We start from the raw sequence: 11,852 nt of genomic DNA on the forward strand, positions 1-11,852 counted from the left end.
TTATATTAAGATATTACCTATAAAACAATAAATATAAAATAGAAAATATGGTGAAGAAATTGAAAAAAAGGACAAATAGTATATTAAAAGAGATGAATAGGAGTATTTTGCTTTCTAAGATATTAGAATACGAAGAGTATGAAGGGATATCACGAATTGAACTATCAAAGCAAGCTAATTTGAGTAAATCCACGGTATCTTTGATAATCGAAGAACTTATTTCTTCGGGTTTAATCAAAGAGGTTGGAGAAGGTAATTCTACAAAAAAAGGTGGAAGAAAGCCGATAAAGATCAAGCTTAATCCCTATTACGGATATATCTTATCCATAAAAGTTAAGAAAAACATAAGCACCTATATCATATCCAATTTGTTTGGTGAAGTTTTCACTGAAGAGATCATAGAGAATTGTGATTGCTACGGGGATGAGTTAGTTGAAAGGATAGCTAATAATTGTAAAGCCTTAATCAGTAAAAATAGTGATTTGGATATTATCGCCATTAGTATGTCTATACCGGGAAATGTTGATTCGAAAAATGGCAGTGTGTTATTTTCTCCAGAAATAAGGCTGAATAATTGTAAGATAAGAGAATACTTTAATGAAAATACCAACATTGAATGTGATGTGTATGTAGAGAATGACGTTAACATGACTATAATAGGTGAAAAGTGGAAGGGAAAAGGTCGTAACTACAAAGACTTTGCCCTTGTAATGGTTGGCTCTGGGGTAGGCTGTAGTATGGTGCTCAATGACAAGATATATAGAGGCAGCAATGGATTTGCTGGCGAAATTGGATATATGGTTCTATCAAAAAATGCCATTAATAATGAATATAGCACATTAGACAAATTTGGATACTTTGAAGGCAAGACCTCTATGGCAGCCCTATTAGAAAAACTAGAATTAAAGGATATCAAGGAAATTAATAAGAAGCTTGAAAATGCTGATGTAGAAGTATCAGTTGAAGTTGAAAAAATTATTGACTATTTAAGTATAGGAATTGCTAACATAACGAGTTTACTAAATCCTGAAGTAGTAATATTATCTGGGTCAATACTTAATTTGAAGGATCATATACTAGGACCATTAAGGGATAGGGTTGGAAGATTAACACCTCTGTACTGTGATATAGAAGCTTCTGAGCTGCCTAATGGGTGGCTGTATGGCTCTGTATTAAATACTCTATCGGCATTATATGATATAAAGCTAATCTAAGTGAGGAAGGAAGAACTCATATGAATTTAAAAAAAGAGGTACAGCTTGCAGATGGGACTGCTTTTCCTGGGCGAAGCTTTACTGAAGGTGTCTTAAAGCCAATTTTTAATATACAACGTGATTACTATTATAGGATATTTATTGATATAACCAAAGCACATGTTGTAATGCTTTTTGAACAGAAAATAATAAGTAAAGATGAAATAACAAAAATATTGAAGGGAATAAGAAAGCTTGAAGAAATTGACTATAGTAAAGCTGAATATAATGAAGACTTTGAAGATCTGTTCTTTATGCTTGAAAGAAAGCTAGAAGAGTTCTTAGGCAAGGATATAGCTGGTAGGATACATATAGCAAGGAGTAGAAATGATATATATTTAGCAGAATTTAGATTAGCACTTAGAAACAGAGCAGTAGAACTTTTAGATTCGACGCTGAATTTCAGGGAGTCATTATTGTATCTAATAAATGATCATTTCGATACGATTATGCCAGCTTATACCCATACACAACCAGCACAGCCCACAACCTTAGCTCATTATCTTTTATCCTACTATGATAATGTGACAAGAGATTATGAAAGAATAAGAAGAAGTATAGACACAATAAATAAATCGCCTCTTGGAGCGGCGGCAATAACTACAACTGGTTTCAACATTTCAAGGGAAAGAGTCTGTGAGCTTCTTGGCTTTGATGGACTTGTAGAAAACTCATATGATAGTATTGCTGGAACTGACTATATCTTAGAACTTGCAGGCGGGATAATGGTTTTCGCAACAGCTTTGTCTAAATTTTTAAAGGATATATTGGATTTTTGTACAGCGGAGTTCAACGTCTTTTACCTAAGTGACCCATATGTTCAGACTAGCAGTATAATGCCCCAAAAGAGAAATCCATCATCCCTTGAGCATTGCAGGCCAATGGTTGGTAGAGCAATAACGGAGGCAAAGGCTGCATTTGACGTATTATATAACACACCATATGGAGACATAGTCGATTCTGAGGAGGAGCTGCAGCCCCATTTATATAACTCAATTGACATTCTGAGAAAAGTGCTAAAAATAATGAGTAATGTTCTAGTTACATTGAAGGTGAATAAGGGTGTACTTTTTAAAAGAGCCCATGAAAGATTCATTACTTCTACAGAACTTGCAGATACTCTAGTTAGAGAAAAGGGATTATCATTTAGGCAAAGTCACCATATAACAAAGGAAATTGTAAGATACATCTATGAAAATGATTTGTCTACTGAAGATATAGATGAGGATATAGTGAAAGAAATAGGAAAGAGAATTGTCGGTCGAGATATTGACATTGATAAAAATACCATAAAAACCGCATTAGATCCTGTTAACTTTGTGAAGATAAGGGACAAAACAGGAGGCCCAGCACCAAAGGAAACAAAGAGAATGTATGAGAGAAGAGTAGAAGTATTTAAAGAAGATTTAGCTGCATATAAGGATTATTGTAAAAAGCTAAGCACGATAAAGGATATCCTAGAAGAAAATGTTGATAAGTATATCGATTAACATACGTTCTTTTCGATGGGGGGGATACAATGGGATGTTCAGTAGGAATTGATATTGGTGGTACAAATATAAAATATGTTCTTATGAATAGTAAAAGAGAACTCATTCATAGTGATTTGATAAAAACCGATGACTACATGAAAAATGTATTTGAAATAATAGATCTGTGCCTACAAAAGGCGGAGAATAATATAAGTAAAATAGGTATTGGTATACCTGGAACAGTAGATCATAACAATGGAATCATTATTGATTCACCTGCACTAAATTGTAGTGACGTTAATATTAAAGAGATAATAAACAGCAGATATGACATTACTGTGGAGCTAGATAATGATGTGAACTGCTGGGCCCTTGCTGAGCTTGAAATAGGGGCATGTAAGAATAATAATAACTTTGTGATGATTACCTTAGGTACAGGCATAGGATCATCGGTTATAATATCTCGAGAAATATACAGAGGATATCAAAATCTTGCCGGTGAAATTGGTTATTTCACACTTGATAAAGAAGCATACAATAGTCAAAACTCAAACTTACAATTTGGCTATTTTGAAAAAATAGCTTCTCCATTAGGAATAGAGAGTAGATATTTTGAAGACTTTGGAGAGAAAAAGACGGCTAAGGAGATCATAGAGCTTTATGCGAGGGGAGAGAAAAGCGCTAAATTAATTGTTGAAAATGCCTTTGACTATATTGGCCTAGGCATAAATAATATCATCTGCTTGTTGTCGCCGGAGAAAATTATAATAGGAGGTGGGATGTCAAAAGCGGGAAGCCTATTAACGAAAGCTCTTAAGGATAGGGTAGAGAAAATATGCCCTTATCCGAGAATTATTGAAATCAGTAAGACCGGCCAATATGGTGGGGCGATAGGCAGTACATTATTATAAAGAGAATGAGGGGGAGAAACAAATATGTCTAAAAAAATAATTTCATTACTTTTAGTATTAATGATGGTATCTAGTCTATTTGTAGGATGTGGAAGCAAGAGCACTAATGAGCAAAGTGCAGGAAGTGAAGTGGAAACTAATGAGCAAGCTAATGAAAAAGAAGTTGTAGAGATCGAATACTGGCAATACTTCTATGAGACAAAGATAAAACTAATGGATGAATTAATTGCAGAATTTGAAGCTAAGAACCCAGGTATAAAGGTTGTTCATAAACATTTCCCGTATGATTCTTATCAACAAAAGGTAGCAGCAGCTATTGCAACAAACACAGGCCCAGATATTATAAACCTCTATTATGGTTGGGTTCCTAAGTATGTAAAGTCCGGTGTACTTCAAGAACTACCTCAAGATGTATTTTCTCATGACATGATTGAAAATGATTTTGCAAAAATGGTAAGCATAAATAAGATTGATAATAAGTACTACACAATACCTATAGCTGTAAGAACTCTAGCATTATTCTGGAACAAGGATTTAGTAGCTAAGGGTGGCTTTGATTCAGAAAATATACCAACCGATTTTGATAAGCTTTTAGATATGGCAGAAAAATTAACAATAAGAGAAAACGGTGAGTATGTTCAGGAAGGACTAACCTTCCATCCAGAAGGACAGCTTCATCATGTATTTAGACCATTGTTACTTGAATTATTTGGGCAATCACCACTTTCTCAGGATAACAGAAAGGTTCAATGGAATGGTTCAGAAAACGGTTATAAAGCATTCGAATACTTGATGGATATGGCTACTAAAAGAAAAGTTGGGGAACCAGATTTTATGACGGATGACGTTACAGCATTCTTAAGTGGGAAGGCAGCATTCCATATCGACGGTTCCTACAGGCTTGGTACCTTAGCTAAGAAAGCTGAAGGTTTAAACTGGGGAGTTACCGAAATACCTTCACTTAATGGAAAGCAGTTAACGGCTGGTTCATTCTGGACAAATGGAATTACAAAAAATGCAACGGATAAAAAATTAGAGGCATCTGTTAAATTCCTTCAGTACCTAAGTTCAGCGGAAGTAATGAAGAGGTGGACAGAAGAAATTGGTGAAATAGGAGCTAGAGTTGAGTTTGCTGAGAATGAAGAGTTATTGTCAAATAAAAATATAGCACCATTTATAAAGCAGTTACCTAATTCAACAGCATACTTCTATGTAGACGAAAGTGCAGACAGAAAAGCACTTATCGATGCAATAGATAGAGTTTTAATTGAAGGAATGGATCCTAGAGAATCGCTTGATATAGCAGTTGAAGAGGTACAAAAAATATTGGATGATTATTGGAACAACTAGAACTAGAATTAAGATAGTGGAGCCATTGTGCTCTGCTATTTTTATGTTTCTAAGAAAATACACGTATAAGTTTATATTCGTTAAAGAAGAAATAAGAGGAAACTCATGAACTAACCTTAAATTAGTAGGATACTGACCCGAATACCATATACATAGTGTTATACTCCAAAATTATACATATTGCTTTAAATATATAAAGAAATTAACTGTTGCAATTGCATAGAACTACAGAATATGATATAATATAACATGAAATAGTATAAAATACAAAATTTAGCAAATGGCACACTTGTCGAAAGGCAGGGTCGCAAAGCTATGGGTCTAAGGGAAGGATTATTCCTACGATTGCCAGGTTGCCTGAATACTTTACTTATGACAGATAGGCAACTACATTATAATGTAGTTGCTTTTTTTATAACACATAGGAAATTATAAACCCTTTTAGGCTGTAGATAGGTATAATTTCCGTGATGTGTTTCAACAAAGTCAACCGTGAGAATATTTATAAAAGACTTTGTTCAAATAGGGTTTATCTAGAAAAGTATCAAATTGTCAAGAAGCTTACTAACAATAAGATACTATTTTTTCAAAAAGCAATATGGAGTCTCTAACCCTATTGTGTCTATGTTAGTAAAATGGTTTCCGGAAAAGAGTATAATATCCTAGTTATAGATCTGTGACTTTCACAAAAAAGAAATGGAGGTACAGAAATGTATAAAATAGATATTGATTCAGAGAAGATGGAGTTGAAAGTAACTATTTCAGGAACATTTAAAAATGAAGATTTATCAGAACTTTTCGATAGTCTAGAAAAACATATCGAGAAAATTGATCTTAGAAAATATACTTTGATTTTTGATGCTAAAGATCATGAGCCTGCATCATCAAATTCGATGCCCCTACAAGTAAAAGCCCTTAAGCTCCTTACTTTGAATAGGGATTTGCTTAATATATTTACTGCATGTGAAGTATAATAATATTGGCAATAATACATAGGGATATTAGGTCGAAGCAACAGCAAAGAGATTTACTTTTGCCATCGGCTTAAGAGCTTCAAATAAGTTTTATGCTATATGATTTAGATAATTCCTCCCCCATAACATATAAAAAAGCCAAAGACTCAAAGGGAACCCAAACCTTTGAGTCTTTGGCTTTTTTGCTAGACCTCGATGTTAATCCACTTTCTTGACTTGAATCTATAATAAAATAGTATTGCAGGAATCAAAAATGCCAGATTAGAAGTAATAAATACCCCGATGATTCCTAAGTTAGTAAACTTAACTAAAAGGTATGTTAGTGGGACAAATATTCCCCAGACTCTAAAGATGGTTATATACATTACCATCTTTGTATCACCAGCGCCCCTCAGGGCTGCAGAATAGATAATCATAGCGGCTAGTACACATTGTTGTACTGCGGCTATTCTCATTGGAATAATAGCTGTATTTATAGTAGTTATATCACTAACGAATATACTAACCAACGCTCTAGGAAAGGTAAAAAATATCATTCCTAAAGATAATCCCATGAGTGATCCTAATAATGCTGCCATATTTCCACTCTTAACAGCCATTTCTTCTTCTTTGGCTCCTAAATTTTGACCAACTAGTGTAGTGGCTGCTATAGAAATACCAAAGGCAGGCATGAAAGAAATAGACTCTATTCTTATTATCATGTTAAAGATTGCATGACTTACTTCTCCTAGGGAAACTATAATAAAATTTAAGGCTATAAACGAAGTTTGCATAAAAAACTGTTCTACAGCAGCAGACCAGCCTATTCTAGCAATTCTATTAACCATTTTGATCTTAAGTCTTAAATCATGAACTCTTAGTCTGATTTTTCTTTTACCACCAAAGGTTATTATCAATAAAAAAATGGCACCTAAAGCTCTAGACAATGTAGTTGATAGTGCTGCACCTGCTATACCCATTTCAGGAAATATACCTACACCATAAATTAGAAGCCAGTTACCTAATATGTTAAGTAGATTTACAGCACCATTAACATACATGGGAGTTTTAGTATCACCTGCACCTCTTAATGCACTTGATATAGAGAATGTAATAAGCATAAAAAATTGACTATATATAACTATCCTTAAATAATCAATTCCAAGGTTTATTACATTGCTATTTGCCGGAAATAATCTTATGAATTTTTCATGAAAAATAACCATTATTGAAACTAAGAAGATTCCAACAAAGGTATTTAGTAATAGAGATTGTCCTGCTCCCTCGTTGGCTTCATTATATTCCCGTGCACCTATATGCCTAGCAACTATGGCTGTGGTTCCAGCATTGAAGGCTGAAAATATAAAGATTATAGGAAAGATTATCTGGTTAGCAAGGGACATAGCTGAGATACCAGCAGCTTCCAGATACCTTCCAATCATCACTGTATCGGCGATACCAACTAAAGTAGTTAAAAGCATTTCTATCATTGAGGGAATGGCTAAAGATGAAATCCGCTTCAAAATATAAACTCTGTCTTTTTCAAAAAATCTTGCAACAATACGTCTCATATGACCTCCTACAAAATAAACTATATAAGAACAAAGTATACCATGTATTATGAGTAGTTACAACTTTTAAATCGACTCTGGCATATGAAATTTTAGATATACAAATTCATTATATATAGAATACTTAGTGGTTCTAGTGGTTAAACTCTAAGGTATAGAAAAATCTAGGAGGTAGCAAATTGTCACATAAACAAGAAAATATTAAGTTATTACTATTAGAAGTCAAGAGATTAAGGCAGTTAATAAAGATAAGAGATGCAGAAAATACATTGAGAGAATTATATGAAATAGAAGAGGAAACCAAAACTAAATTAGAAAAGGTTAAGTCATTGGAGGAAAAAGCATTAAACGAAGTAGTTGATCAATTAGATATACTTGAAGAAATAGATATTGAAATCAGTCGTGAAAAACATGGGAGTATACAAAGTCCTATAGAAACATTGATTGAAATAAAACCAGTGCCTATCCAAGGTATACAGAATAGAATAGAGCGGTTTTAAGAAAGGGTTGCTGAGTTCAGCCCACGGGGTGTTTCAGAATGAGTGAAGTTCAAGGTTTTGAAATTTCAACGGTTTGGCTAGTACTAACGTACGTGCCAAGTCGGTGAATATTTCAAATAACGCAGAAATTCGCCATTATGAGACACCCCCTAAAATATTTGTAGACTAAATTCAAGCTATTATGATATATTTATTATGCCTAGATTATGCATAAAACTTGAAAAGGGGTATGGAAATGACTATAAACAAAGGGCTTCTTCTTGAAGATATAAAAAAAATACCTGGACTACTATTATCCTTTGTCATCTGTGCTTATGGAATAGCTCAAATGAAAAACATAGGTATAGGAATGAGCTCTTGGGCAACTTTGAATTTAGGGATTGCAGTTAAAACAGGAATAGACTATGGTAAGGCTTCGCAACTAGTAGGACTTGGAATAATCCTTTTTTCTTTATCCTTAAAAATATACCCGGGAATCGGAACAATATTAAATATGTACTTTATTGGTTTATTTGTCGACTTTATTGATAAATACAAGCTTACTATAGTTCCTGAAAATAGTATCTTAAAGATTGGAGCATTATTTTTAGGACTTACTATTTTTAGTTATGGAATTTACTCCTACTTGAAGTTTGAACTAGGTGCTGGTCCTAGGGATGGGCTTATGGTCGGTGTTATAAAAATCACTGGAATAAGCGTACGCTATGTAAAGCCCGCAATTGAGATAACAGTTTTATTAATAGGATTTTTGCTTGGTGGAACTGTTGGAGCTGGAACTGTGATAGTAACCTTCTGCGGAGGTTATATACTAGATAAGATATTTAAGTGGAAAAATTTTAATCCGAAAAAGACTAACCAAAGAAAGCTTTCGGACTATATAAAAGTAAGTGAAAAAGAAGAAGTAGATAAATAAAAATGCAACTACGGAACTTTTTTCTTGAAGCACCGTCTAAGTATACATATAGAGATTTAAGTGGAACTCTATAAAGTTGATATCAACATAAAGACTTTAAAGAATATGAAAGAGGTGCTCAAAATGAAAAGATTTTTAGTTTCTGGTTTAATTATTGCAATGTCAATGACAGCCATGGTAGGTTGTTCTACTCCAGAGGCAACAGATACAAGTGGTAACGTAAAGGATGAAGCAGTAATAAGCAGTGCAAAGCTTAAAGCAGCTGATATAACAGGAAAAGTACTTGAAGTAAAAGAAGATGGGAAATATATTTTGATAGATTCTCAAGGAAATACGGTTAAAGGGCAAGTCTGGGTTAGTATTACCGATGAAACAAACTTTTTTGAAGGATTATCAGAAGATATTGCAATAGGATATCGTGATGTAAGTCGTGATTTTGAAGTTGGTAACCATGTAGAAATCATTTCTACTGGAGAAATAGCTGAATCATATCCGATGCAGGCTACAGCCAGTGCAGTTTATGTGAATGTAGCTAAAATGGTAAGTGATAGTGAGGAGTATGATCCTCAAAAACACGGTATCTTTAAAAGTGGTGTTATAAAAGAAGTAGATGCATCAAAATCAACTCTGACTCTAAATGATGAGAATAATATAGAGTATAAAGTAACATTAAATGAAGACACAGTCTATGTATTTACAACATTAGATAAATTACAAGCAGGTCAGGAAATTACTGTTCGCGCTAAATATGTAGAAGATGGAATAACAGATATTACAGCTACAGAAATTCAACTAGAACATGACATAGAAGCTGATATAGAAACAGAAACAATTGAAAAAAACGATAAATAATTAGATTGTTACTTTAAAAAGAGGTGTTTCAGAATAACGAATTTCTGAAACACCTCTTTTCTATTATTAACTGACATTGAATTAGTGAATTTGATGCTTATATGGGCGTGAGATAATCTTATATTGTATAGCAAACAAAATTAACATTAAACCACTAAGAAGGAAACTTCCTGGAAGTAGGCTCAATTTAACTCCTACTAACCCTGCATATAGAGCGTATATAGTCCATGCTATAGGAACAATTAAAGATATCGCTAGAAGGTCAGAAGGTATCCTTTTAAATAAATGTTGTAGAACATCCGTCATTAACAATACCCAAAAGGAGCTAAAGGACAATTCTATCCACATCCCGAGTACCATATTGATTGACCATCTATCAGTCATATTAAACATACTTTCACATGCGAATTGTATTATTAACATAACTAAAATTAACGCTGATGCCCAAAGTCCATCGAATAGAAGTCTTACAAGAATCTTGTTAACAGGTTTTATAGGTATAGATTCCCAAAATGGTGCCTCTACTCCAAAACTTTCAACTCTTCTACGTAATAACACATAGGATATCAACCCTGCTCCCAACATCAACAGTACGTATGGAATGATATTTTTAAACATATAGTTGAAATTTAATACCGATATTAGAATATGGTCGGAATCCAACCAATTAGCATTGACATAGATATATAAATATTTACCCAGATGCAGTGAAAAGGCATACAAAAATCCTGAAAGTAAAACAGCTGCACTTAAAATTCCACCTACACGCCTTCTGGCAGAGAACATGGCTTTAAAATAACCTATCATTTAGAAAACACCTCCATATATATATCCTTTAGGGAAAGACCCTTCATACGAGCTTCTTCTATATCTTCATCCCTTTCTATGACACCATTTTTCAAGAAAACTACTCTATCATATAGTGATTCCGTATCTGTAATCTCATGGGTAGAAATAAGAACTGCTCCTTCATCTGAATAATTTTTTATAATCATTTTCATAACCTCATCCCTTGCCAAAGGATCAATTCCACCGAAGGGCTCATCTAAGAGGTATATTGCCGACTCCTTTGACATAGCAATGGCAATTTGTAATTTAGCAGTCATACCCTTTGAAAAAGTCTTTATAGATTTATCAAAGGGGACATCTAGCTGACCTAAGATTTCAGAAGCCTTATCTCTGCTGAAATTAGGAAAGACATTAGAATGCATATCTAGTAACAACTTAGCTGTCAAATCCTTTGGTAAAAATAGACTGTCTGGTATGTAGGAAATCAGAGATAATCCATTCTTTGTTCCAGGAGTATATCCTTGAATGCCTATAGAGCCAGTATAGTTTGTTAAAAGACCAGCAGCTAATTTAAGCAGAGTACTCTTTCCAACGCCGTTAGGGCCTACTAAAGCCGTTACGCTGCAGGGATCTATAGTTAAATCTAAATTAGATATTACCTTCTTATTACGATTATATGAAAACTCTAAACCTTTAATCTCTAAAACGCTTTTCACTCTATTCCACCTCCGTCATATGCTTTTTTAGTATTTCCGACACATTTTCAAAACTGATTCCTAGGGATTTCACTCTCTCAGCAAATACACTTACTTCCTTATCCACAATTTCTTTTTTTAGCCTATTAAGTAACTCGGAATCATCTACTACAAACCTTCCTTTTCCACGTTTGGTCATTAAGACCTGTCGCTTTTCAAGTTCGGAATAGGCACGCTGAGCCGTATTTAAGTTGACACCGGCATCCACTGCTAGATCACGGGTTGACTGTAAACGCTGTCCCGGTACTAGTATACCGTTAACTATACGGGCAATGATTTCCTTAACAATCTGTAGATATATAGGTTCATTTGAATTAAAGCTCCAGCCCATTTATTATTCACTCTCCTTTCTTATGTATGAGTGTATTATTATAATAATACACTCATACAATTAAGTCAATGCATTTTTTCTATATTGTTAACTTCAATTTTGTAATACAGTATTTCCAAAGGGATTAATTACTGGAAAATAAAAGATATGAGCTAATTGAGCAAATTGCATAATTACAATCCTTAAAAACTTACAACTATAT

The 11,852-nt window shown here is 33.8% G+C and carries 12 protein-coding genes and 1 riboswitch; of the genes, 8 read left to right on the top strand and 4 right to left on the bottom strand.

Features of this window, described 5'->3' with window-relative positions:
• Window positions 1-59 precede the first annotated feature (59 nt).
• From R9X47_RS26930 to R9X47_RS26950, 5 genes are all read left to right on the top strand, one after another.
• Complete coding sequence (locus R9X47_RS26930) at window positions 60-1,214, top strand: ROK family transcriptional regulator (protein WP_432664143.1); 1,155 nt, start codon at window positions 60-62, stop codon at window positions 1,212-1,214.
• Between the two features lie 20 nt (window positions 1,215-1,234).
• Window positions 1,235-2,743: an argininosuccinate lyase gene (gene argH, locus R9X47_RS26935; RefSeq protein ID WP_432664144.1), complete on the top strand. Its 1,509-nt coding sequence runs from the start codon at window positions 1,235-1,237 to the stop codon at window positions 2,741-2,743.
• A gap of 29 nt (window positions 2,744-2,772) precedes the next feature.
• Complete coding sequence (locus R9X47_RS26940; protein ID WP_432664145.1) at window positions 2,773-3,636, top strand: ROK family protein; 864 nt, start codon at window positions 2,773-2,775, stop codon at window positions 3,634-3,636.
• Between the two features lie 24 nt (window positions 3,637-3,660).
• Window positions 3,661-4,986: an extracellular solute-binding protein gene (locus tag R9X47_RS26945; RefSeq protein ID WP_432664146.1), complete on the top strand. Its 1,326-nt coding sequence runs from the start codon at window positions 3,661-3,663 to the stop codon at window positions 4,984-4,986.
• Between the two features lie 272 nt (window positions 4,987-5,258).
• Window positions 5,259-5,347, top strand: a riboswitch (cyclic di-GMP riboswitch).
• 349 nt (window positions 5,348-5,696) lie between these two features.
• A complete protein-coding gene (locus R9X47_RS26950) occupies window positions 5,697-5,960 on the top strand; it encodes a hypothetical protein (RefSeq protein ID WP_432664147.1) in 264 nt (87 codons plus the stop codon).
• A gap of 185 nt (window positions 5,961-6,145) precedes the next feature.
• Here R9X47_RS26950 and R9X47_RS26955 read toward each other — a convergent pair whose 3' ends face one another.
• Entirely contained in the window at window positions 6,146-7,510 is a 1,365-nt protein-coding gene (locus R9X47_RS26955) for an MATE family efflux transporter (RefSeq protein ID WP_432664148.1), read from the bottom strand.
• A gap of 179 nt (window positions 7,511-7,689) precedes the next feature.
• Between R9X47_RS26955 and R9X47_RS26960 the strand changes: the two genes are divergently transcribed.
• The 3 genes from R9X47_RS26960 (at window position 7,690) to R9X47_RS26970 (ending at window position 9,775) form a co-directional block, all read left to right on the top strand.
• Window positions 7,690-8,010: a hypothetical protein gene (locus R9X47_RS26960; protein WP_432664149.1), complete on the top strand. Its 321-nt coding sequence runs from the start codon at window positions 7,690-7,692 to the stop codon at window positions 8,008-8,010.
• Between the two features lie 235 nt (window positions 8,011-8,245).
• A complete protein-coding gene (locus R9X47_RS26965) occupies window positions 8,246-8,923 on the top strand; it encodes a YczE/YyaS/YitT family protein (protein WP_432664150.1) in 678 nt (225 codons plus the stop codon).
• 123 nt (window positions 8,924-9,046) lie between these two features.
• Complete coding sequence (locus tag R9X47_RS26970) at window positions 9,047-9,775, top strand: DUF3221 domain-containing protein (RefSeq protein ID WP_432664151.1); 729 nt, start codon at window positions 9,047-9,049, stop codon at window positions 9,773-9,775.
• Between the two features lie 81 nt (window positions 9,776-9,856).
• Here the strand turns inward: R9X47_RS26970 and R9X47_RS26975 are convergent, their stop codons facing one another.
• From R9X47_RS26975 to R9X47_RS26985, 3 genes are read right to left on the bottom strand one after another with little or no spacing between them, the layout of a single operon-like run.
• Window positions 9,857-10,582, bottom strand: coding sequence for a hypothetical protein (locus R9X47_RS26975; protein ID WP_432664152.1), 726 nt, complete (start codon window positions 10,580-10,582; stop codon window positions 9,857-9,859).
• The gene (locus R9X47_RS26980) at window positions 10,579-11,280 is read right to left on the bottom strand and encodes an ATP-binding cassette domain-containing protein (RefSeq protein WP_432664153.1); all 702 of its coding nucleotides are present in this window, start codon (window positions 11,278-11,280) and stop codon (window positions 10,579-10,581) included. The genes R9X47_RS26975 and R9X47_RS26980 overlap by 4 nt, the downstream gene beginning before the upstream one ends.
• Window position 11,281: 1 nt before the next feature.
• Window positions 11,282-11,650, bottom strand: a complete 369-nt coding sequence (locus R9X47_RS26985; RefSeq protein ID WP_432664154.1) for a GntR family transcriptional regulator — start codon at window positions 11,648-11,650, stop codon at window positions 11,282-11,284.
• Window positions 11,651-11,852 lie beyond the last annotated feature (202 nt).

It is taken from the genome of Wukongibacter baidiensis, assembly GCF_050888315.1.
Lineage (GTDB): Bacteria > Bacillota > Clostridia > Peptostreptococcales > Caminicellaceae > Wukongibacter > Wukongibacter baidiensis.